Source organism: Vagococcus sp. WN80Y (assembly GCF_059621045.1).
This window is the reverse complement of sequence record NZ_JCAQHY010000007.1, coordinates 121,565-144,566: the sequence shown is the minus strand read 5'-3', so window position 1 is coordinate 144,566 and position 23,002 is coordinate 121,565. Positions and strand designations below refer to the sequence as shown.

General features: G+C 36.4%; 26 protein-coding genes, 1 tRNA gene and 1 other annotated feature. Of the genes, 24 read left to right on the top strand and 3 right to left on the bottom strand.

Translation table 11 applies throughout. The annotated features are described in order from the left end of the window. Positions 1–57 precede the first annotated feature (57 nt). The 9 genes from tig to AC5KOD_RS02205 all read left to right on the top strand — a co-directional run bounded on the left by tig (position 58) and on the right by AC5KOD_RS02205 (position 8,868). Complete coding sequence (gene tig / locus AC5KOD_RS02245) at positions 58–1,341, top strand: trigger factor (RefSeq protein WP_496912920.1); 1,284 nt, start codon at positions 58–60, stop codon at positions 1,339–1,341. Between the two features lie 256 nt (positions 1,342–1,597). Beyond that, complete coding sequence (gene clpX / locus AC5KOD_RS02240) at positions 1,598–2,842, top strand: ATP-dependent Clp protease ATP-binding subunit ClpX (protein ID WP_496912919.1); 1,245 nt, start codon at positions 1,598–1,600, stop codon at positions 2,840–2,842. Between the two features lie 192 nt (positions 2,843–3,034). Then, positions 3,035–3,631, top strand: coding sequence for a ribosome biogenesis GTP-binding protein YihA/YsxC (yihA, locus tag AC5KOD_RS02235; protein WP_496912918.1), 597 nt, complete (start codon positions 3,035–3,037; stop codon positions 3,629–3,631). An 18-nt stretch (positions 3,632–3,649) separates the two neighbouring features. After that, a complete protein-coding gene (locus tag AC5KOD_RS02230) occupies positions 3,650–3,955 on the top strand; it encodes a nucleoside triphosphate pyrophosphohydrolase family protein (protein ID WP_496912917.1) in 306 nt (101 codons plus the stop codon). Between the two features lie 107 nt (positions 3,956–4,062). Next, complete coding sequence (locus tag AC5KOD_RS02225; protein WP_496912916.1) at positions 4,063–4,833, top strand: IclR family transcriptional regulator; 771 nt, start codon at positions 4,063–4,065, stop codon at positions 4,831–4,833. A gap of 7 nt (positions 4,834–4,840) precedes the next feature. Continuing rightward, a complete protein-coding gene (locus AC5KOD_RS02220) occupies positions 4,841–5,641 on the top strand; it encodes a hypothetical protein (RefSeq protein ID WP_496912915.1) in 801 nt (266 codons plus the stop codon). Positions 5,642–5,917: 276 nt separating this feature from the next. After that, the gene (kduI, locus tag AC5KOD_RS02215; RefSeq protein ID WP_496912943.1) at positions 5,918–6,748 is read left to right on the top strand and encodes a 5-dehydro-4-deoxy-D-glucuronate isomerase; all 831 of its coding nucleotides are present in this window, start codon (positions 5,918–5,920) and stop codon (positions 6,746–6,748) included. A gap of 19 nt (positions 6,749–6,767) precedes the next feature. Continuing rightward, positions 6,768–7,559, top strand: coding sequence for a gluconate 5-dehydrogenase (locus AC5KOD_RS02210; protein ID WP_496912914.1), 792 nt, complete (start codon positions 6,768–6,770; stop codon positions 7,557–7,559). Positions 7,560–7,647: 88 nt separating this feature from the next. After that, complete coding sequence (locus AC5KOD_RS02205) at positions 7,648–8,868, top strand: MFS transporter (protein WP_496912913.1); 1,221 nt, start codon at positions 7,648–7,650, stop codon at positions 8,866–8,868. 95 nt (positions 8,869–8,963) lie between these two features. Here AC5KOD_RS02205 and AC5KOD_RS02200 read toward each other — a convergent pair whose 3' ends face one another. Continuing rightward, entirely contained in the window at positions 8,964–9,710 is a 747-nt protein-coding gene (locus AC5KOD_RS02200) for an LPXTG cell wall anchor domain-containing protein (RefSeq protein WP_496912912.1), read from the bottom strand. 267 nt (positions 9,711–9,977) lie between these two features. Here AC5KOD_RS02200 and AC5KOD_RS02195 point away from each other — a divergent pair, with 267 nt between their 5' ends. Continuing rightward, positions 9,978–11,018: an aldose epimerase family protein gene (locus tag AC5KOD_RS02195; RefSeq protein WP_496912911.1), complete on the top strand. Its 1,041-nt coding sequence runs from the start codon at positions 9,978–9,980 to the stop codon at positions 11,016–11,018. Positions 11,019–11,082: 64 nt separating this feature from the next. On the opposite strand, the gene AC5KOD_RS02190 is transcribed toward AC5KOD_RS02195, so the two are convergent. Then, positions 11,083–13,005 (bottom strand): fructose-1,6-bisphosphatase, encoded by a 1,923-nt coding sequence (locus AC5KOD_RS02190; RefSeq protein WP_496912910.1) that lies wholly within the window; start codon positions 13,003–13,005, stop codon positions 11,083–11,085. A 267-nt stretch (positions 13,006–13,272) separates the two neighbouring features. Here AC5KOD_RS02190 and AC5KOD_RS02185 point away from each other — a divergent pair, with 267 nt between their 5' ends. After that, positions 13,273–13,953, top strand: coding sequence for an O-methyltransferase (locus AC5KOD_RS02185; RefSeq protein ID WP_496912942.1), 681 nt, complete (start codon positions 13,273–13,275; stop codon positions 13,951–13,953). Between the two features lie 121 nt (positions 13,954–14,074). Here AC5KOD_RS02185 and AC5KOD_RS02180 read toward each other — a convergent pair. After that, positions 14,075–14,148: transfer RNA gene (locus AC5KOD_RS02180), tRNA-Arg, on the bottom strand. Positions 14,149–14,441: 293 nt separating this feature from the next. Here AC5KOD_RS02180 and AC5KOD_RS02175 point away from each other — a divergent pair. The 13 genes from AC5KOD_RS02175 to AC5KOD_RS02115 all read left to right on the top strand — a co-directional run bounded on the left by AC5KOD_RS02175 (position 14,442) and on the right by AC5KOD_RS02115 (position 23,000). After that, complete coding sequence (locus tag AC5KOD_RS02175; protein WP_496912909.1) at positions 14,442–15,077, top strand: TetR/AcrR family transcriptional regulator; 636 nt, start codon at positions 14,442–14,444, stop codon at positions 15,075–15,077. Between the two features lie 89 nt (positions 15,078–15,166). After that, positions 15,167–15,246, top strand: a sequence feature (ribosomal protein L21 leader region). A gap of 19 nt (positions 15,247–15,265) precedes the next feature. After that, positions 15,266–15,574: a 50S ribosomal protein L21 gene (rplU, locus tag AC5KOD_RS02170; RefSeq protein ID WP_496912908.1), complete on the top strand. Its 309-nt coding sequence runs from the start codon at positions 15,266–15,268 to the stop codon at positions 15,572–15,574. A gap of 33 nt (positions 15,575–15,607) precedes the next feature. Further along, the gene (locus AC5KOD_RS02165; RefSeq protein ID WP_496912907.1) at positions 15,608–15,952 is read left to right on the top strand and encodes a ribosomal-processing cysteine protease Prp; all 345 of its coding nucleotides are present in this window, start codon (positions 15,608–15,610) and stop codon (positions 15,950–15,952) included. Between the two features lie 14 nt (positions 15,953–15,966). Next, positions 15,967–16,251 carry a 50S ribosomal protein L27 gene (gene rpmA / locus AC5KOD_RS02160; protein ID WP_496912906.1) on the top strand — a complete coding sequence of 95 codons (285 nt, stop codon included), beginning with the start codon at positions 15,967–15,969 and terminating at the stop codon, positions 16,249–16,251. A 119-nt stretch (positions 16,252–16,370) separates the two neighbouring features. Beyond that, positions 16,371–16,772, top strand: a complete 402-nt coding sequence (locus AC5KOD_RS02155; protein WP_496912905.1) for a GNAT family N-acetyltransferase — start codon at positions 16,371–16,373, stop codon at positions 16,770–16,772. A gap of 150 nt (positions 16,773–16,922) precedes the next feature. After that, positions 16,923–17,987 carry a M24 family metallopeptidase gene (locus AC5KOD_RS02150; RefSeq protein ID WP_496912904.1) on the top strand — a complete coding sequence of 355 codons (1,065 nt, stop codon included), beginning with the start codon at positions 16,923–16,925 and terminating at the stop codon, positions 17,985–17,987. 97 nt (positions 17,988–18,084) lie between these two features. Continuing rightward, positions 18,085–18,642, top strand: a complete 558-nt coding sequence (gene efp, locus AC5KOD_RS02145; protein ID WP_496912903.1) for an elongation factor P — start codon at positions 18,085–18,087, stop codon at positions 18,640–18,642. A 44-nt stretch (positions 18,643–18,686) separates the two neighbouring features. Further along, complete coding sequence (locus tag AC5KOD_RS02140) at positions 18,687–19,112, top strand: Asp23/Gls24 family envelope stress response protein (protein WP_496912902.1); 426 nt, start codon at positions 18,687–18,689, stop codon at positions 19,110–19,112. Next, a complete protein-coding gene (nusB, locus tag AC5KOD_RS02135) occupies positions 19,105–19,554 on the top strand; it encodes a transcription antitermination factor NusB (protein WP_496912901.1) in 450 nt (149 codons plus the stop codon). The genes AC5KOD_RS02140 and nusB overlap by 8 nt, the downstream gene beginning before the upstream one ends. A 114-nt stretch (positions 19,555–19,668) precedes the next feature. Further along, a complete protein-coding gene (locus AC5KOD_RS02130; protein ID WP_496912900.1) occupies positions 19,669–20,502 on the top strand; it encodes a bifunctional methylenetetrahydrofolate dehydrogenase/methenyltetrahydrofolate cyclohydrolase in 834 nt (277 codons plus the stop codon). A 23-nt stretch (positions 20,503–20,525) separates the two neighbouring features. Further along, positions 20,526–21,881 carry an exodeoxyribonuclease VII large subunit gene (gene xseA, locus AC5KOD_RS02125; protein ID WP_496912941.1) on the top strand — a complete coding sequence of 452 codons (1,356 nt, stop codon included), beginning with the start codon at positions 20,526–20,528 and terminating at the stop codon, positions 21,879–21,881. Beyond that, entirely contained in the window at positions 21,874–22,101 is a 228-nt protein-coding gene (locus AC5KOD_RS02120) for an exodeoxyribonuclease VII small subunit (RefSeq protein ID WP_496912899.1), read from the top strand. The genes xseA and AC5KOD_RS02120 overlap by 8 nt, the downstream gene beginning before the upstream one ends. A 2-nt stretch (positions 22,102–22,103) precedes the next feature. Then, positions 22,104–23,000, top strand: coding sequence for a polyprenyl synthetase family protein (locus AC5KOD_RS02115; protein ID WP_496912898.1), 897 nt, complete (start codon positions 22,104–22,106; stop codon positions 22,998–23,000). The last annotated feature ends 2 nt before the right edge of the window (positions 23,001–23,002 follow it).

Here is a 23,002-nt window from a genome sequence, read left to right as displayed (position 1 = left end):
GTGAGGTATGCAATTGATAGAATGAATAAAATTAGATATTCTGGAGGGAATTATTAGATGACAGCCAAGTGGGAAAAGAAAGGCACCAATGATGGTGTATTAACATTTGTAATCGACAAAGATACTATTGCGAAAGAATTAACAACAACTTTCAATCGCGTGAAGAAAAACCTTAGTGCGCCGGGTTTCCGTAAAGGAAAGATTTCTCGTCAACTTTTTAATAAAATGTATGGCGAAGCGTCTCTATATGAAGATACATTAAATGCTTTATTACCTAAAGCTTATGATACTGCTGTAATTGAGGCTGGAATCGATCCAGTTGCTCAACCAAAAATTGATATCGAGAGCATGGAAGCTAACTCTGATTGGGTTATCACTGCTGCGGTTATCGTTAAACCAGAAGTGAAATTAGGCGAATATAAAGATTTAACAGTTGAAAAACAAGACCGTGCTGTAACTGATGAAGAAGTTGATGAAGCGATCAAAACTAAACAAGAGTCTTTAGCTGAATTAGTTATCAAAGAAACTGAACCGGCTGTTAATGGCGATACCGTTGTCATTGATTATAAAGGAATGAAAGACGGCGTAGCCTTTGATGGTGGTACTGCTGATAACTATTCATTAGAATTAGGTTCTAACTCATTCATCCCAGGATTTGAAGAGCAATTGGTTGGTGCTAAAGCTGGCGATGACGTGGAAGTTAAAGTAACATTCCCAGAAGAGTATCATTCAGAAGATTTAGCGGGCGCGGAAGCAATTTTTGAAGTTAAAGTTCACGAAGTAAAAGGAAAAGAATTACCTGAACTTGATGATGAGTTTGCCAAAGATGCTGATGAAGAAGTTGAAACACTAGCTGAATTGAAAGAAAAAATCCGTAAAGAGCTAGAAGAAAGCAAAGAAAACGCTGCTGAAGAGGCTGTTCAAGAGTTAGCTATTCAACAAGCTGTTGCTAATGCTGAAATTGTAGACTTACCACATGAAATGGTTCATGATGAAGTTCATCGCGCAATGGATGAGTTCTTAAACAATATGCAACGTCAAGGAATCGCGCCTGATATGTACTATCAATTAACAGGTACAACAGAGGCTGACTTACACACTCAATTTGAAGGTGAAGCAGAAACTCGTGTGAAAACTAACTTAGTAATTGAAGCTGTTTCTAAAGCTGAAAATTTTGAAGCTTCTGATGAAGATATTCAAAAAGAACTTGAAACGTTAGCAGAAGCTTATGGCATGGAAGTAGATGCAGTCCGTAAAGTATTGACAGATGACATGTTGAAACATGACATCGTGTTGAAAAAAGCGTTAGATGTTATTACTGAGACAGCTAAAGAAGCATAAGGTATTAATAGGTTGGTGACTGTTTTGTACGGTTGCTACTAAATGATAGTAATACTTTTAGAGGTATGAAAGCTGTTTTTCCAGAGATGTCATAGATGATAAAAGAGCGAAGGATTTCCTTTGCTCTTTTATTCTCTTTAATCAATATTATTCACAACAGAGTGATTAATATGTTAAGATAAGTAAAATTGTTAAATATTGTAAAAAGAGTCCCTTATTCAAGGAGGCTTTTTACAAACCTATTAGGAGGGTTATTATGTACGATAATACGGACGATAATGGTTCGGTTCGTTGCTCATTCTGTGGGAAATCTCAAGAAGAAGTAAAAAAAATTGTAGCTGGACCAGGAGTCTACATTTGTAATGAATGTATCGACCTGTGTAAAGATATTATTGATGAAGAGTTTCATGAAGATGCTGTTCACGATTTCTTAGATGTTCCCAAACCAAATGAAATCTTAAACGCATTAGATGAGTATGTAATCGGTCAAGACCGAGCTAAGAAGGTTCTTTCAGTTGCGGTTTATAATCACTATAAACGTGTGGGGAATATGGAAGAAGTAGAAGATGGAGTAGAGTTACAAAAGAGTAATATTTGTTTAATCGGACCGACTGGTTCTGGTAAAACGTTCTTGGCTCAAACGTTAGCTCGGACATTAAATGTGCCATTTGCAATTGCAGATGCGACAAGTTTAACTGAGGCGGGCTATGTCGGTGAAGATGTAGAAAATATTTTATTAAAGCTTCTCCAATCGGCTGATTTTAATGTTGAACGGGCTGAAAAGGGAATCATCTATATTGATGAAATCGACAAAATTGCGCGTAAGAGTGAAAATGTCTCGATTACTCGTGATGTCTCTGGTGAAGGTGTACAACAAGCCTTACTAAAAATTCTAGAAGGAACAGTTGCTAGCGTACCGCCTCAAGGTGGCCGTAAGCATCCTCAACAAGAGTTTATTCAAATTGATACGACTAACATTTTATTTATTGTTGGTGGTGCTTTTGATGGCATTGAAACAATTGTTAAGGAACGTTTAGGTGATAAGGTTATTGGATTTGGTAAATCAAATTCTAAATTGGATGATAATAAGAGTTTAATGCAAGAAATCATTCCAGAGGATTTATTGAAATTTGGATTGATTCCTGAATTTATTGGTCGTTTACCTGTCACGGCTGCTTTAGAAAAATTAACCGTGGATGATTTGGTTAGAATTTTAACTGAACCTAAAAATGCGTTAGTAAAACAATACAAGAAGTTGCTTGCGTTGGATCATTCTGATCTTGAGTTTCAGACAGAGGCGCTACAAGCGATTGCTAATCAAGCAATCGAGCGCAATACTGGGGCTCGTGGCTTGCGTTCGATCATTGAGCATATTATGATGGATATTATGTATGAAATCCCGATGCGTGAGGATATTAAGAAGGTTATTGTTACTGAGGATACAGTAAAAAATGATGCGAAGCCAACACTTGTTTTGGAAGACGATAAAAAAGTGAGCTAAGTATAAAATGAGTGAATCAGCGTTAAGCCTAGGCTTACGCTGATTTTTGTTGCTGTTGTTGATTTGTAATATTAATCGCCTAGTTAGTTTATAGTAATTATGTTAAAATGAGTGGTGGAATAAATCTGGTTTATTTGAGAGTGTTCAAGAGATTGGGGCATTGCCACAGTCGAAGTAGGGAGTGAAAAGAAAATGAAGGTACATAACGCAGAGATATTAATTAGTGCAGTTTCACCTAAACAATACCCAGAAACGGATTTACCAGAGATAGCATTGGCTGGTCGTTCTAATGTAGGGAAATCATCATTTATTAATACTTTGATAAACCGTAAAAATTTGGCGAGAACATCAGGGAAACCAGGAAAAACTCAGACATTGAATTTTTATTTGATTGAAGATATTTTTCGTTTTGTAGATGTTCCTGGCTATGGTTATGCGAAAGTTTCTAAGTCAGAGCGAGCTAAATGGGGCGAGATGATTGAAACCTATTTGACGCAACGCAATCAACTGCGAGCGGTGATTTGTGTGGTTGATATTCGTCATAAACCTAGTGTTGAAGATATTCAAATGTATCAGTTTTTAAAATTTTATCAAATACCGGCAATTGTTGTGGCAACGAAGGCGGATAAAATACCTCGAGGCAAATGGAATAAGCATGAGTCAATTGTCAAAAAGGCATTAGAGTTTGATAAAAGTGACGCCTTTGTTTTATTTTCTTCAGAAACTAAACAGGGGAAAGAAGAAGCATGGCAAGCTATTGAACTGTATTTGGAATTAGAAAATGACTAAAGTAGGGGAATGAGTTACATGGATTTTAATAACTATCAATCGTTGGCTAATCGGACGCTTTATGGAAGTGAACAAGTATTAACTAATTGTGCCTTAGGCTTAGCAAGTGAAACTGGTGAAGTATTGGAAGTTATTCAAAAGTATACATTTGAGAATCATCAATTAGATAGGGATGAGTTAGTGAAGGAAATGGGTGATGTGCTGTGGTATTTATCACAGATTGCTGAATGGGCAGATATCCCCTTTGAAGAGGTTGCTAGTACTAATATCGAGATGTTAAAACGCCGTTACCCAGAGAGTTATAAAATGTCGTCAAATGGTTAGAAGATGAAAAGATGCTTGTAAAATTTACAGGTGTCTTTTTTTTACTTTACTTTTGTTTTGATTTCTTATATGGTATAGATAGTTTCTTATAAAGAAAAGGTGATAAAGTGGCAAATGAGAAAAAACCCTATGGAACTGTTTTGATTCGAGCAGCCAAAATAATGGATTTTCTTTCTGAATCGGCGGGAACAGAATGTCTAAAGGATATTTCTGAGGCAACGAAAATGACTCCTTCAACAACGTTAAAAATACTAGATACATTATTGTTGATAGGGTATGTAACGAGAGATAGAGTGACGAAAGAATATTCTTTAGGACCTTCTCTAGTTCGTTACGCGAATAAGTATATTAATGATTCTGTCTTAGTTAAGGTCGCGGTTCCGTATTTAGAGGAACTTCATGACCAAGTAGATGAAACGATTCATTTAGGGATCTACAGTGGCAATGAAGTCATGTATTTAAATAAACTGGAGCCAAAAAAGCAATCGATCTATATGACATCAAAAGTGGGAAGTACTAGACCGCTCTATAGTTCAGCAATGGGAAAAGCTATTTTAGCGACTTTTACGGAAAAGGAGTTAGTCGACTATTTAGATAATACGGAATTAATTCCGTTTACAGCTAATACGATGACTAATACGATGGCTTTGAGAGCTGAGATTGAGAATGTAAAAGAGTTGGGTGTGGCATTTGATGATGAGGAGATGGAACAAGACTGCTTTTGTATTGGTGCAACTCTTTGTTTAGAAGACAATCAGTATGGAGCATTTAGTGTCAGTATGCCGAAATTCCGGGTGACAGAAGAGGAAAAAAAACGATTAATTATGTTAATTAAAGCGACCAAAGAGGCTATTGAAAAAGAATTAATGGAGGCGTGAGATTGAGATGAGTATTAATTTGGCTATTGTTGATAAAGAGGGTATGGTTAGAAAAGAGCATGGTGATGAGAGATCAACTTACATTGGCTTTAAGGAAGTTTATTATCCCGGGGATACTATTCGAGTTGAATTGACGACAGAAAATAATTATTTAGTCGTGTCTCTAGATGGGTTACTTGAATCAAGTTTAGTTTATGTGCCGAGTAAGGAATGGCGCTATCAAGTTGTTTCAGAAACTGAAGCTACGGCGTATCACCCTAATTTATTTAAGGGGGATCGACATTACTTAGCTGTTCGATACGCAGTTGATTCTGAAATTGAAGCCTATCAAAATTTGGCAGTCAATGCTCATGACCAAAAGGAGGATAGTGGTGCGTATCCTCATGCAAGTGCTAATGTTGAAACTCGAAATGATACAACTTTTTTTGCGCGGAATGCGATTGATGGTATTTTAGCGAATGAAGATCATGGTAGTTATCCTTTTCAATCATGGGGGATTAATCAAAACCCAGAGGCTTGTTTGAGAATCGATTTTGGGCGCCCTGTTACAGTGGATAAGCTAGGTGTTGTTTTGCGTGGCGACTATCCTCATGATAGTTATTGGACAGAAGGATTATTTGCTTTTTCTGATGGATCAGAAGTCGTGGCTCAATTTGATAAGGTCTTAACTGAGCAAGTGATAGAATTTGATGCGAGAAAAGTTGAATGGCTAACTTTTTCTAAGTTGGTTAAGGCTACTGATGATTCACCGTTTCCAGCCTTAACACAACTAATGGTTTACGGAAAAAATGGTTTAGTGGAAAAATAAGTCAAAGGTTTTTAAAGAAGAGTCAAAAGCGTACGTTCTTTTGCCTCTTCTTTTTTTGTTTCAATGGGACTAATGGATAAAGTTAATTCTTTTAAAAGAATTGAATGAAAGCCCTTGAATTATTTTTACTTACGATATATACTGTAGTTGTATTTCTTTTAAAGAAAGTTAAGTTTCTTATTTGGAAATTTAACCGTAGTGATAATGACTTTTTAATCTGTGGTAGTAGGGTGAGTCGTTATTTAAAAAAATTGAAGGAGAAGATTGTAGATGAAAATGGAAACAAGATATGCGCATAGCCCAGAGGATATTAAACATTATTCAACTGAGCAATTACGAAAAGAGTTTTTAGTAGAAGAGTTATTTGTTCCTGGCGAAGTTTTATTGACTTATACTCACAATGATCGAATGATTTTTGGTGGAGTAACCCCAACGACTGAAGCTTTGGAGATCGTCCTGACAAAAGAGCTTGGTGTTGATTACTTTTTAGAGCGTCGTGAACTTGGTGTAATTAATATCGGTGGAGCAGGTAGTATTTCGATTGATGGTAAAGAAGAAACGATGAAAAAGCAAGATGGCTACTATATTGGGAAAGAAACAAAGCAAGTTTTATTTAAATCTGATGATGCTCATAATCCTGCTAAATTTTACTGTGTATCAGTTCCAGCTCATAAAATTTACCCAAATGTTAAGATTAGCATTGATGCAATCACTCCGATGGAAACAGGCGAACCGAAAACGTTGAATGAGCGTAAAATTTATCAATATGTGCATCCTAATGTTTGTGAGAGTTGTCAATTGCAAATGGGCTATACGATTTTAGCTGAAGGCTCATCATGGAACACAATGCCTTGCCATACGCATGAAAGAAGAATGGAGACCTATTTGTACTTCGATATGGATCCTGATACACGGGTTTTCCATTTTATGGGCAAGCCAGATGAGACAAAACATTTAGTTATGTCAAATGAGCAAGCGACTATTTCTCCAAGTTGGTCAATCCATACAGGAGTAGCGACTGCTGATTATACCTTTATTTGGGCAATGTGCGGTGAAAATATCACTTATACGGATATGGATATGCTTGCAATGGATCAACTAAAATAGACTAAGAGGAGAGCTTAAAATGACAGAATTTAAGATGGATAACTTTAATTTAGATGGTAAAATAGCCTTAGTAACAGGGGCAGTTTATGGGATTGGTTTTGGAATTGCTTCTTCTCTTGCGACTGCAGGCGCGAAAATAGTTTTTAATAGTATTAATCAGGAATCTGTGGATCAAGGACTGGTCGCTTATAAAGAAGCTGGAATTGAAGCTTATGGTTACGTATGTGATGTGACGGATGAACCTGGAGTTCAAGCGATGATCAAAAAAATTGAAGAAGAAGTCGGTGTAATTGACATTTTAGTTAATAATGCTGGAATTATCAAACGAATTCCGATGTTAGAAATGTCTGCGGAAGATTATCGTCAAGTTATTGATGTCAATCTTACAGGACAGTTCATTGTGGCGAAAGCAGTGTTGCCTTCGATGATTAAAAAAGGGCACGGTAAAATAATTAATATCTGCTCGATGATGAGTGAGCTAGGCCGCGAAACGGTTAGTGCTTATGCTTCGGCAAAGGGTGGCTTAAAAATGTTGACGAAAAATATTTGTGCAGAGTTTGGTGAGCATAATATTCAATGTAACGGGATTGGACCAGGGTATATTGAAACACCGCAAACTGCTCCATTGAGAGTGGAAGGACATCCTTTTAATAACTTTATCATTGATAAAACTCCTGCGGCTCGTTGGGGGACTGTTGAAGATTTGCAAGGTCCAGCTGTTTTCCTAGCTTCAGATGCCTCAAATTTTGTTAATGGGCATGTCTTATATGTTGATGGTGGAATCTTAGCATCTATTGGTAAACAACCGTAAATCACAGGTATAATAAGTAGGCATTGATTGAAAGGAGAGTGGTGTTCTATACCATTCTCCTTTTCAGGTTATTAGAAGAGAAATTAGGATGAGAAAGGGTTTAACTGACGTGTTGAAAAATTCGTTTTATGATGATTTAAGTGAAACTAACCAATATATCATTAAATGTTGTTTCTTTATCTTTTTTGTTAATGGACTGTATGCGATGGTTTTTGGTTCAATCTTACCATTGTTAAGTGAGGCTTATGACTTAAATGATACAGTTAGTGGTATGTTGATTTCTAGTCACCAGGCTGGAAATCTTCTCGCAGGATTTCTTGCTGGGATTTTGCCGGTTTATCTGGGACGTAAGAATGCTATTTTATTTTTAAGTAGCTTTGTTGTTATTGGTTTTATATTAATTATAGTAACAGGTGAACCTTGGCTATTGTTGATTGCTTTTTTCTTTACTGGGATTAGCCGCGGCAGTATTTCAAATTTTAATAATAAAACAGTAAATGATGTCTCAAATAGTAGTCCGGCTGCACTTAATTTTCTTCATAGTTTATTTGCAATAGGAGCATTGTTGGCACCTTTTTTGGTTATTTTTTCGACAGATTTATTCGCTGAAAAAGGTTGGCAGGTGACTTGTGGAGTGATTATTATGTTAGTATTAATTTCGCAAGTTATGTTTTCTAAAATGCCAATTGAAAGTAAGGTAATCCGCGTAAAAAATGCCTCAAAAAGAACTAATTATGATTTTTTTAAAGATAGATTATTTTGGAACACAGTGATCATTTTATTTTTTTATTTGTGTGCGGAAGCAGCAATTACGGGCTGGTTGGTTAAGTATTTTGTTGATGCAACTATTATGAGTGTTCAACAGGCACAATTGTTAGCATCATTACTTTGGTTGGCGATTCTTATTGGTCGTCTAGGCTGTACTTTTTATGGGGATCGTATTAAACGCAGTCGCTTGCTTTTGTCTATTAGCGTTGGAACTAGTTTTTTTTATTTTTTGTTGTTATCAACAAAAAGTTATGTTCTCATTATTTTAGCAGTTTTTGGGTTAGGAGCATCAATGGGTGGTATTTATCCGACGGCAATGACGATTGCAGGTGCTTCTATTAAGAAGTATCCAATGGCAATGGGATGGCTTTTAATTATTGGTGGGATTGGTGGGATTACAATGCCGATTGTGACAGGAATTTTATCTAGTAATTATGGAATATTTGCTGGTATGGCAGCGATTATTATCGCAATTGTTGTCATGCTTCTCGCTGTGGGGCTTTATATTTATTCTGAGAGGAAAGAAGAGAGTGTAAAATGAGTGGTAGAGTGACGACAAGTTACCTAACGAAAACGAGGGTGAGACAAAAGTCTCGCCCTCGTTTTTTCACGTATGTTATGTCCCAGCTTTTTTGCTTAATTAGTTTTCTTTTTTAGGAGCCAATAGGCAGATAGGCTAGTGACGGTGGTTAGGATACCAATCGTCATAAAGGTAGTTGGTGATGATTCACTTGTTTTTGGGAGCAAATTAGTTAATTTATTTGAGTCAATTGCTTTTGGCTGCTTACTGTTGATAGGTTTTAGAGTGCTACTTGAAGAGCCATTCGTTATAGTCTCATTTTTTCCTTCTGTTGACGTTTGTTCGCTATTACTTTGGCTGCTTGACTCATCAACAGAGGGGTTAGATTTCTGAGATTTAGTAGCTGAGGACGTTGTTTGTTCATCCAGTGATTCAAGGCTATCTATTGGTTGAGAATCTGCAGCAGATTGATTGTTATCAATGGCCGCTGCTGGCGAATTCGTTTCTATATTTTTAGCGTAGCGGATCGGAAAGGTATAGTTAGTTGATAAGATGTCAACTTCTTCGACCAGAACAACATCTGAAAGGTCGTAACCAGGAATAGCTTTCACCTCAACAGAAATAGTTGAGCCAATTGAGCTAGTTTTGGAGCTTCTAGTGGCAATCTCTTCGTTTGTGTCAACATCTATATACGTAAACGTGATTGTTGCTGATTGTTCAGAAGGCGGTGGTGTATCTTCAGAAGGTTGAGTAGTCGAAGACGACGTACTGGTTGATTCAGTCTGTTCTTCGGCAAAGCTCGTGCTGGCAGATAAGTTAAAAATACTTAAAATCGAGAATAGCATAAAGATTAACTGTTTCATTATTTCTCCTCCTTAAACTAGAAAAGTTAGACTTCTTTGATTAATTCTATTATACGATAACAAAATGACAACTAGATTACAAATTTCTGAATTTTGATTACAGAACTCTCTTAATTAATTCTTAATTATTTTTTTAGAACACTAACTTAGAATAATGGTCATATTGACGAGAAACTATTGTGTAGAATGGTCAATGTGCAAATGATGGGTGACGAAAAGTGTGATAAACTGGAGACAGTGTTAAGAATGAATGTAGGAGGCTACTTTATGAAAGTAACAAAGAAGAGCTTTGGAAACAATGGGGCAACATTATTTATTATTGAAAATGATAACGGTTTAATTGCAGAAGTCACTGATTTTGGTGCACGGTTAGTTCGCTGGTTAGTCCCAAGTAAAACAGGTGAGCTGGTCAATATTTCTTTAGGATTCTCAGATGAAGAGACCTATCGTGAACATGGGACTTATTTTGGTGCAACGATTGGCCGAGTAGCGGGACGCATAGCTAAAGGGCATTTTGAAGGCGAAATGGGAGTACAAAATTTTGACCAAAACGAAGGTGATAATACATTGCATGGGGGAGAAAATAGTTTTGAGGAAAAACAGTGGGAAACTGAAATAATTGAAAAGCCGAGTGAAGTGTCGCTTATTTTTTCTTACCGCAGTCCCTCTGGTGAAAATGGTTTTAAAGGTAATTTATTGGCAAAGGTACGTTATACATTCAACAATCAAGATGAATGGATTCTGAGGTATGAAGCTGAAACTGATCAAGAAACATTATATAATCCTACTAACCATGTTTATTTCAACTTGGCCGGTAGTTTAGCTAAGTCTATTGATTATCATAAGCTGTATGTTGAATCAGATCGTTATGCCGTAATTGATACAGAAAGTTTGCCTACAGGAGAGTTAAGAAACGTTAATGGAACAGCCTTTGATTTTACTAATCCGCATGGTCGTCAATTAAAAGATGGATTTAGTCAGTCGGATCAACAAGTTGCCCTTGTTTCAGGTTATGATCATCCCTTTCTTTTGCGTAAGCCGAGTTTAGAAAAGTGTCAAACAAGATTAGAGGATGAGATGACAGGTATATCACTTGAAATGCGAACAGATGCGCCTGCTGTTGTTATTTATACAACTAATATTGGTGAGGTTGAATTACCTATGTTTGGTGAGATGGTGACCCACCATAATGGCATTACATTGGAAACTCAAATCCTGCCTGATGCGATTAATCATTCAGACTTTGGCGATATTGTCTTGAAGCCAGGTAAGAACTTCAGTTCAACAACCATTTTTTCAATCTTTTAATTTAGTTTAATTGAGCAAACAAGGCTAGGAAAAAAAATCCTGGCCTTGTTTAACTATCTGCGTATCATAAATGGAATGGGAAAGGAGAGTCAATTGAGTGTTTGAGTCGCTTTTCTAACTCATTAATTTCGCATTGTAACTGTTCGCCGACATCTGTGTCTTTTACTTTTTTTCGCTTTAAGACTCGATCGACTACTCGCTTAGTTGATACAATATCGGTAAAGTTTTCAATCGCAGCTTCTTTTGAAAGAAAAGGTTGATGCGCGACTAATTGCATACCATAAGAATTGTAAATTAAAGTATAGCCAGCAATACCGGTAGTTTCTTGGTAAGGTTTTGAAAAACCACCATCAATGACAATCATTTTGCCTTTAGCTTTTATGGGACTTTCACCTTTAATTTCTTTAACCGGCGTATGCCCATTGATGATATGGCTATCTGTATCTGTTAAGCCAAACTCGTTTAAAATGGCTCGGCAAGTTTCAACTTGATTACGTTGTTCATAGTACTCATTTTTTATTTCATGATGTGTGGCTTTGTCAGAGATGAAATAACGCTCAAAAGTGGTCATTTCATTTTTACCAAATAAAGAAGAGCATTCTCCAGTCCAGAGGTACCAAATCAAGTCTGTTGCCAAATCATTCGATGTTGTTAAGCGGTTATAACTTGATCTTAATGCGGCTTCAAAAGTATCAAGTAAGGCTTTGCCCTTTAATACATGTTGATTAATAGTCAGTTCTTTGAATGAGCCATCTGAATTTAGAGGGATACAGCCATGAATCAGTAAATTATTGTTATAACAGAGATACATGCTTCCTTTTTCCATTAAGAAGTCAATGTGACGTTTTAGTTTTTCTGATGATTGGAAGACCTGGATTAAGTGAGCGATAATCTTTTCTTCTTCAACAGTTAAACGTTCAGGTTCTTTGAAATCAATAGTTTGAAAACATGTTTGAGTCAATGGATATGCTTTACCATTCAATTTGATTGAAAGTTGTTCATAATCGATTTTATCAAGTAATAATCGATGCTCCATCTTAAATTCTGGTCGGCGTTTAATCAATTGAGCTTCAAGTTTAAATTGAATAATGGCGACAGCTTGCTGCATTTGAGTCAGTTGCTTTTGCTCAGCATCAGTTAAATAATCCCCATCTTCTATTTTTGGATGGAAGGAGGGGTTGTCTTGATAGTGAATTTCTGAAAAAGTTTGTAAGGGGCGAAGGTTTATTCCATAGACATTCTCTAAAATGCTTAGATTATTGTAGCGAGCAGAGATGCGAATAACGTTCATAATACAAAGTGCTGAGCCAGAATAAGCGCCAATCCACGTGATATCATGATTTCCCCACTGAATATCAAGAGAATGATGAGCAATTAAATCATCAATAATTTGATCAGGTGCAGGCCCCCGATCATAGATGTCACCAACAACATGAAGGTGATCAACAATTAAGCGCTGAATACTGTAACACAAGCCGGTTATCATGGCAGGAGCTTGGTCAAGTCGAATAACTTCATTAAGAATTTCTTTGAAATAAGCCTCCTTGTTGTAATCATCTTGCTCTCGATAAAGCAGCTCTTCTGTTATATAACTGAATTGTTTAGGTAGAGCTTTACGGACTTTTGATCGACTGTATTTAGTTGCAACAAATCGGATTAGCTCAATAATCTGTAAAATTGACTGTGTATACCATTTATCTAGCACAGGCGGACTGTTAAGCTCCTGTTTCCTTTTTAGTAGCATCTCTTCAGGATAATAAATAAGAAAAGTAAGAAGTTCCCTCTCCTCAGATGTCAGACTTTGATTAAAGCACAACGTAATTTTTTCTTTAAGACTACCAGAAGCATTCCGTAAAACGTGTTGGAAGGCTTCATACTCTCCGTGAAGATCGCTGATAAAATGTTCGGTTCCCTTCGGAAGGTTCATAATAGCTTTTAAATTAATTAATTCAGTCATCATTTCATTTTTTGTCAATGTTACTGTCATATGACACCTCATCTATACCAATTTTAATTATTATCTACTATAATAGTTCTTTAAAAAGTTTATGTCAACAGTACCAATTATTTGTTGAGGGAACTTTTCTATCAAAAATAATGGAGTCAAGATTGATTATTAGTGTTGAAATGAGTATAATGATTTGTTGTACTTAATGATTGGACGGAAGAGACTAATAATAAGATTAAACCTATTACTGTGATGATAAAAGTAGTTTGATTCAGGTATTATGGGAAATGAAGGAGAGTAATAGTGGTGCGAAACAGAATGATGAGAATGCCAGTAGTTAAAGAAGAAATAGTCAAATTTATGCGAACTAGACAAAAACAGTTAGCAGGTCAATTGGGAGAATTAGAAAAGCAAGCTAATGAAGCTAATGTCCCAATAATTCCTCATGAAACAGTTGTCTTTATGCAATTCTTGTTAGGGCAAATAAAACCTCGTCAGATATTAGAAATTGGAACAGCTATCGGATTTTCTGCAAGTTTAATGACAGAAATTGCGTGTGACAGTCATGTAACGACTATTGATCGCTTCGATGTGATGATTGAGAAAGCCAAAGTTAACTTTAACTCTTTGGGAGTGACAGATAGGGTCACATTATTAGAGGGACAAGCGGCCGACATTTTACCAACCTTGTCTGGTCCATACGATTTTATCTTTATGGATAGTGCTAAATCAAAATATATTGAATTTTTACCAGAGTGTTTGAGGGTGTTAAAAACAGGTGGCGTTTTAATGATTGATGATGTGTTGCAAGGAGGTACTATTTTAGAACCTATTGAGGAGATTGATCGAAGTCAACGAGCGATTCATCGAAAATTAAATCAACTCTTTGATGTAGTTTTGACACATCCAGATTTAACCACAAGTTTAGTGCCTTTAGGGGATGGCATTTTGCTAATCACTAAAAATAAAGATGAAATTGACCTTTAAAATGGTGGTCAATTAATAGTATGAGATTCCTAATCTATATCATAGGACATAAAAAAATTAGGAATCAAGCAAAAAGAGACAAGACAGAAAAGTAGAATCTGTTTTGTCTCTTTTATTATGACGTCGCAGGAGGGATTCGAACCCCCGACCGTCCGCTTAGAAGGCGGATGCTCTATCCGGCTGAGCTACTGCGACATTTTTTACCGCAACAAAACCATTATATTCAAAAAATTACATAAAGTCAATAATTATTTTTTTACACTAAGTTAAAAAAATAGAAATGAGTTCAATGAAGGAGACAATAAACATGAAGATGTTGATACTGTGCTGTTTTCTGTCAATATTGTGTTCTAAAACCTCCTTTTATCCTATTATAATACTTTCTTTTAGCTAGACAAACAAAAAAAATCAAGATATACTGAATTTGTTGGCAAAAATGCTGGGGAATGCAGAAAAACCACACAAAATAAGGGAAGAGGTAAAAGAAAATGGGGAAAATTGATCCACGCGTTATAAAAACAAGAAGAAAGTTAAAAAAAGCCTTCTTAACATTGCTATCTACACATAAGCTTACTGAAATGAATGTTAAGGATCTAACAGAAACTGCTGATGTTACAAGAGGAACCTTCTATTTGCACTATAAGGATAAGGAAACGTTCATTAACATCATGATGAAAGAGCTAATCAATGAGTATTTTGATACAGTTATTTTTAATGTTGGTTTAGGCGAAGATACTGAAGAGGTACAGCCTGTTTTATCATTAGTCCATACTTTTGAGTATGTTGGGGAGCATCCAGATTTCTTCACAGTTTTGCTAAAGGAAAATGATGCGGCAGATTACCAAGTGTTGTTTAGTGATCAATTATTTGAGTTTATTCAAGCTCATCAGACAATGAATAATGAGATAAAAGAAAGTAAAGTACCTAAAGAGCTATTGATGAGTTTCTTAACTTACGGCTTATTAGGCTATCTTGATAGTTGGTTGGAGAACGGTAAAATTTATGCTAATCATTTCATGGCAACAAATTTGCAAAAAATGTTGGACTCAGTATTGATAGAAGAGGCCGGTTTAGCAAACTTTTTTGTAACAGATGCGACAGAACTTGAAACGATTGTAAAATAGATAGTTAAATTTAAGAGAGTGGCTATTGTCGATTTTAATTGACTTAGCTTCTCTTTTTTGATATGATAATAACGTTGTAATTGTGGGCACCACAGCTACAACCGCTCGAAGTAAGTAGTGTAAGAACAAATTCAATTTGTCGCTTATGCCGGCGAGTCTAAGTAAACTATAAGGAGGTGCTTAACAGCATGTACGCAATTGTTAAAACAGGTGGTAAGCAAGTAAAAGTAGAAGTAGGTCAAGCTATTTACGTAGAAAAATTAGACGTAGAAGCAGGCGGAAAAGTAGTATTTGACGAAGTGATTTTAGTTGGTGGCGAGTCTACAAAAGTAGGAACTCCAACAATAGCTGGTGCAACTGTCGAAGGAACTGTTGAAAAACAAGGAAAACAAAAGAAAGTTGTCACATTTAAATACAAACCTAAAAAACATACTCACCGTAAACAAGGTCACCGTCAACCATACACAAAAGTGATGATTGATTCGATTAACGCATAGTATAGGTTTAGTTAAATGAAAGAAGGCAAATGAATGATTAAGGGCAGTTTTAAGCGTGATGAAGATGGACGGATTATTTCTTTTGAAGTAAACGGACATGCAGACGCAGGACCTCATGGCAGTGATATTGTTTGTGCTGCTGTTTCAGCGTTAACGTTTAGTACAGTTAACGGAGTTGAGGCTCTAGCCGGATTTACACCTATTATTGAGGTGGATCATGAAGTAGAGGGATATCTTTATGTTGAACTACTTGCGGATATTAGCCAAGAACAATCAAACATTGCTCAAATTTTATTAGAAAACCTATTGCTCGGTTTACAGAGTATTCAAACAGAACACTCAGAATTTATTATGATTGAAACAGTTACAAATACTTAAGGAGGTGCAACCAAATGTTGAAAATGAATTTACAATTCTTCGCGACAAAAAAAGGTGGGGGGTCTACTGCCAATGGTCGTGATTCACAATCAAAACGTCTAGGTGCTAAAAGTGCTGATGGCCAAACTGTCACAGGTGGTTCAATTTTGTACCGTCAACGCGGAACAAAAATTTATCCAGGTGAAAATGTTGGTAAAGGTGGAGACGATACATTATACGCTAAAGTTGATGGCGTTGTTCGTTTCGAACGTAAAGGACGCGACAAAAAACAAGTGTCTGTTTACCCAGTAGCGCAATAATAAAACAAACGTTTAGGCTAATCTCTTTAAAACGGGATTAGCTTTTTTTTATGAAAAAGTAAGAGGGTGTAAACATAATTATTAGAGAAGCCACTACGAATGATTTAGCAGAGTTACAATTGATATACTATCAGTCCAGGCTGGCCAACTTCACATGGTTAGACAGAAAACACATTATGCTGTCTGATTTTACTGAAACTGTAAGAGGTGAAAAGATTATGCTTGCTGAAGATATAAATGGAATACAAGGGTTTATTTCAATTTATGAGCCAGATAATTTCATCCACTTATTGTTTATAAAGCCAGAATATGAGGGGAATGGAGTGGGTAGTTTTTTATTACAAAGCTATTTAAATGAGTGTCAAGAGGTTGTCACGTTAAAGTGTTTGACTGGTAATAAAAAGGCCTATCATTTTTATGAGAATCATAATTTTCAAAAGGTTAGTGAAAACGTTGATGAGCAAGATGGCTCTTATTACGTGATGAAACGATTTCCAAATATAGAAACTCACTCGATATGAACGCAAAATCTTAATTAATATGTTGAATCTGTGTTTGTCATTAGTAGACTGAAATTAGGAAGGTAGTTACTAACGTCTTTGGTTTAATTAATTGATCTTCTTTGTTATAATTGAGTTATTAGTAAGAAATAAATGAAAGAAGGACAATTGATGACAAATCGAATTGATAAAATAAGAAACAACTTAAACGAAGCTGGTTTACCCGCTATATTAATTACTAGTCAATATAATTTACGTTATGCTACTGGTTTTACTGGTACGACGGGTTTAGCAGTGATCACTTTAGATAAAGCCTATTTCGTAACAGATTTTCGCTATACAAGTCAGGCGAAAAAACAATGTCAAGGGTATGAAATCGTGCAAAATACAAGTTTAATTTACGATGAAGTAGCAAAAATTATCAAGGATAATCAGTTATCTGAAATTGCTTTTGAAGAGGATCATGTACCTTATTCTACGTACAGTTTGTTAGATGATTTGCTAAATGCTAGTCTAATACCGGTGTCAGGAATAATTGAAAAATTACGAGAAGTAAAAGAGGCCGATGAAGTAGCGATAATTCGCAAAGCTTGTGAAATTTCGGATGCTGCTTTTACTCATATCTTGACATACATAAAACCAGGAATGACAGAGATTCAAGTGGCAACAGAGCTCGATTTTTATATGAGATCACTAGGTGCTTCAGGAATTTCATTTGAAACAATTGTTGCGAGCGGTTTGCGTTCAGCGATGCCACATGGCGTAGCAAGTGATAAGGTTATTGAATCTGGTGATATGGTGACTCTTGATTTTGGCTGTTATTATGATGGGTACGTCTCTGATATGACTCGGACGATAGCTGTTGGAGAACCTAGTGATAAAATGAAAGAGATTTATCGACTAGTTCTTAATGCTCAATTGAAAGTAATTGATGCTGCTAAACCGGGTGTTTCGGGGTTTGAATTAGATCATGTTGCACGTGGTTACTTTGCTGAAATGGGTCATGCAGAGGCGTTTGGCCATTCCACTGGTCATGGCATTGGATTAGAAATTCATGAAGGCCCTAATGTCTCGCGTTTGGCAGAGAAAAGGTTTGTACCAGGCAACGTAATTACTAATGAGCCAGGGTTGTATTATCCTGAAATCGGTGGAGTTAGAATTGAAGATGATTTGCTAATAACTGAAACGGGTGTTGAAATTTTGACCCATGCTCCTAAAGAATTGATCATCATTTAAGAAGTCTGTAAAACCTGTGCTTATTTGATCTTTATAATGACAAAAGAGGTCATTTAATGATAAACTGAAGACGAGTCTACATAATAGGAGGAAGTCGATGATTTCTGTAAATGATTTTAAAACAGGATTGACAATTGAGTTTGATGGAGGCATTTGGCGTGTCGTTGATTTTCAACATGTTAAGCCCGGTAAAGGAGCTGCTTTTGTCCGTTCTAAATTGAAAAATCTTCGTAATGGATCGGTACAAGAAAAAACATTTCGTGCAGGAGAAAAAGTCGCAAAAGCTCAAATTGATAATCGAAAAATGCAATATTTGTATGAAAGTAGCGGTAATCATGTTTTTATGGATACTGACAACTATGAACAAGTTGAATTACCGACTGAGCAAATAAAAGATGAGTTGAAATTCTTGTTAGAAAATAGTTTATGCAATATTATTATGTATGGAACAGAAACAATTGGTGTGTCATTACCAAATACCGTAGAGCTGAAAGTAGTTGAAACTGATCCTGGGATTCGTGGAGATACCTCTTCCGGTGGCTCCAAACCAGCTACAATGGAAACGGGACTTGTTGTTCAGGTGCCATTCTTTGTAAATGCAGAAGATGTCTTAGTTATTAATACAGATGACGGATCTTATGTATCGCGAGCGTAATTTAGTGACTGTATTAACTAGTTTTTGAAGAAGGAGGGGTCCAAATGGCTGAAGAAACAACATTTGTGATTGAAAATAATCAAGAAAATATGGGTGGCGAGATTGTAATCGCACCTGAAGTAATTGAAGTAATCATTGGCATTGCAGCATCTAAAGTTTCAGGTGTTTATGGCATGCGTGGTGATTTGGCTTCCAATGTTAATGAATTGTTGGGCAGAGCTGCTCATGGTAAAGGTGTTTATTTAAAAAATGACGATAACGGTTTGAAAGTTGAACTTTATTGTTACTTAAATTATGGTGTATCTGTTCCGAAAGTTGCATTAGACATGCAAGAAAAAGTTAAACAACAGGTGCTTTATATGACTGATATTGACTTAGCGGAAGTGAATATTCATGTTGTTGGTGTTGTACCAGAGAAATTAGCTAGTCCAAGTTTAGAAGAATTATTTGATTCAGAAGAGGATGAATAGGGTGGAATTAACTCGTCACGAAATAAGAGAAAAAGCATTACAATCGCTATATCCTTTTGATTTTAATCAAGAGATTAGTAAGGAAGAAGCTATTAATTATGCATTAGAGTATAACAATGCTGATTTAGTGAGTGAAGATGGGGAGGCCTTTATTCCAGGATACCTAGATACGCTAGTGACAGGGGTTTGTCAAAAGCGTGAAGAGCTCGATCAGTTAATTCAAAATAACTTAAAAAAATGGACATTGTCAAGAATAGCTAAACCAGATTTAATTATTTTACGAATTGCCATTTATGAAATGCTCTATGTTGAGGAAATACCAGCTAAGGTTGCATTAAATGAGGCATTGGAATTGACTAAAAAATATAGTGATGATGAATCACGTAAGTTTGTTAATGGTGTTCTATCAAATATTGTGCCAACTTTAAACTCAGAGAAATAGTTCGCTATTTCTTTGAGTTTTTTCTTCCTAAAGAATGATATGAGAATCTTTCTTGAATAAATAAACTATGCTAGAATGAAGGCAGTGAACAAAATAAGAAAAGAGGCGTTTTGGATGGGGAACATTATTGATGGTCGTGGTTTAGCGGATAAAATGCAAGCAGAAATGGCTGCTGAAGTAGCCAATATGACAATAAAACCTGGATTAGTTGTGATTATAGTTGGTGAGAATCCTGCTAGTCAGACTTATGTGCGTAATAAGGAATTAACGGCTCAGAAAATTGGCTTACATTCAGTTGTAGAGCGTTTAGCAGCGGATATTTCAGAAGAAGAGCTAATTGAAGTGGTCTCTAGCTATAATCAAAATGATCAATTTCACGGGATTTTAGTTCAATTGCCATTACCAGCCCATATAAATGAAGAGAAAATATTGCTGGCTGTAGAGCCAGAAAAAGATGTAGATGGTTTTCATCCGATAAATGTAGGTAAATTATTCAGTGGACAAGCTGGTTTGATTCCTTGTACACCATATGGCATTATGAAGATGTTTGAAGCCTATGATGTAGATATTGAAGGGAAAGAAGCTGTGGTGATTGGTCGAAGTAATATAGTTGGTAAACCGATGGCTCAGTTGTTATTAGATAAAAATGCGACTGTTACAATAACCCATTCAAGAACAGTTGATTTGCCGTCAGTGACGCAACGAGCTGATATTTTGGTTGTTGCCATTGGTCGTGGTCATTTTATTCGAGCGGAGCATGTTAAACCTGGGGCGGTTGTGATTGATGTCGGGATGAATCGTAATTCCGAAGGTAAATTAATAGGTGATGTGGCTTTTGATGAAGTGAAAGAAGTCGCTAGCTTAATTACTCCCGTACCAAAGGGTGTAGGGCCAATGACAATTACGATGCTAATGGAACAAACAATAGCGAATGCGCGGAAGAATTAATAGGTAATAAGGAGATGAGTGACCTGGAACAACAGTATTTAACAGTCACAGCTCTGACGAAATACTTAAAACGTAAATTTGATGCAGATCCTTATCTAGGAAGAGTCTATTTGACTGGTGAGATTTCTAATTTTAGAATGAGAGCCAATGCTCATCAATATTTTAGTTTAAAGGATGATCAGGCAAAGATAGCGGCTATTATGTTTAAAGGGGCATTTCAAAAGCTAAAATTTAAGCCTAAAGAAGGGATGAAAGTTTTAGTTGTTGGAAGAATATCCTTGTATGAGGCTAGTGGTAATTATCAAATTTATGTGGAACATATGGAACCTGATGGAGTTGGAGCTTTGTACCAAGCTTTAGCAGAAATGAAAGAGAAATTATCGAGTGAAGGCTTATTTACTGCTGAAAAACAATCGCTTGTAACCTATCCTCGCAAGATAGCTGTTATTACGAGTCCCAGTGGAGCTGTCATTCGGGATATAATAACAACACTGAAACGGCGTTATCCAATTGCTCAGCTAATTCTTTATCCAACATTGGTACAGGGAGATAAAGCAGCTGATGATATTTGCCGAAACATCGCACGAGTTGAAGCTCGTGGTGATGTTGATACCCTAATTGTGGCTCGTGGAGGTGGTTCGATTGAAGATCTTTGGCCATTTAATGAGGAACGAGTTGCGCGAGCTATTTTTGAAGCGAAAACCCCTGTTATTTCGTCGGTAGGACATGAAACAGATGTCACCATTGCTGATTTAGTAGCAGATGTTAGAGCTGCAACTCCGACTGCTGCTGCGGAACTGGCTGTTCCTGTTTTAAGTGAAGAATTATTGAAGATAAAAGAGCGAGAAAATCGCTTGATTAAAAGCTATTCTTATTTAGTAAATCGCCAGAAACAACGCCATCAACATGTCATGAATTCTTTTATTTTCAAACAACCACAACGTTTGTATGAAGGGTTCTCTGTTAAGTTAGATTTAATGGTGAGGAAGTTTCAGCAAAATAGTCAAAAGTTAGTAGCTGATAAACAAGCGAATTATCATGCGCTAGATCATCAATTGAAGCTGTTAACACCGATTAATCGGGTTAAGAGTCAATCGCAACAATTAGAGTTGTTGAGTCGACAGTTGAATAATGAAATGATACGGCTACTAAAAGAGAGACAAAAACAATTTGGACAACTGACTCAGTCATTGGATATATTAAGTCCGTTGAAGACGATGGGAAGAGGCTATACCTATGTCACAGATGAATCGCAACTGCTATCTAGTGTTACGAAATTATCTGCTGATGATGAGTTGATGCTTCATTTTGTTGATGGCGAAGCAGATGTAATAGTTAAAGAGGTTAGAGTAAATGAAGGTGGGGAGAGTCATGGCTAAAAAGGTAATGTCTTTTGAAGAATCAATGATGGCTTTAGAGGTCATCGTTAAAGAATTAGAACAAGGTGAAGTTCCGTTAGAAACTGCTTTAGAGCAATTTCAAAAAGGAATTGAGCTTAGTAAAGTTTGCCAAGAAACATTATCTAAGGCAGAAAAAACTTTAACAAAAATTATGACAGAAAACGATGAAGAAGTAGTTTTTGATGAAAGTGAGTCATAGAGATGGTAAGTAGTTTACTTGCAGCGTTTGCTGAAAATCATTTGCCTCAAGTGGATCAAGAGGTCAATCACTTTATTCAACGACAAGCGACTGAAGAGCATCTATATGAAAGTATGGTTTATTCTTTAGCTGCAGGTGGAAAAAAAATGCGCCCATTATTGCTACTTGCGACGGTTGATTTCTTCAACGGTCAGATTACAAGAGGCTCTTATCAAGTAGCGGGAGCGCTCGAAATGATTCATACTTATTCGCTAATTCATGATGATTTGCCAGCTATGGATAATGATGATTTGCGTCGTGGTAAGCCGACTAACCATATTATTTTTGGCGAAGGGTTAGCGATACTAGCTGGTGATGGGCTCTTGACAGAAGCGTTTCATTTAGTTGCTCAAGGTGAAATTGAAGCAAACTTGAAAGTGACATTACTTGAGTATTTAGCTAGGGGAGCGGGGACTCAAGGGATGATTGGGGGGCAGGTCGCTGATATTGAAGGCGAATCACAGCAATTAGATTTAGCTAGTTTGCAATCAGTTCATCGTCGTAAAACGGGTGCGTTAATTCAATTTGCTGTTGAGGCTGGGCTGTTGTTGAGTGGTCAAGAGAAAAAAATTAGAGATTTGATGATGAGTTATGCGGAAAATTTTGGGATAGCTTTCCAGATCAGGGATGACTTGTTAGATGTCATCGGAGATGAAGCTTTAATAGGCAAAAGAACTGGGATGGATCAAGTAATGAATAAGAGTACTTATACCTCTTTACTGGGTGTTGATGGGGCGAAAAAAGCATTGGCTGACCATTATGAGCAAGCCCTATCTGCGATAAAAGAAGTGAAAAGCGAGCTTGAAATGCCAGGTGATCAAAGTATATTAGAGGAATTAATTCAAACATTAATGATCTAGAC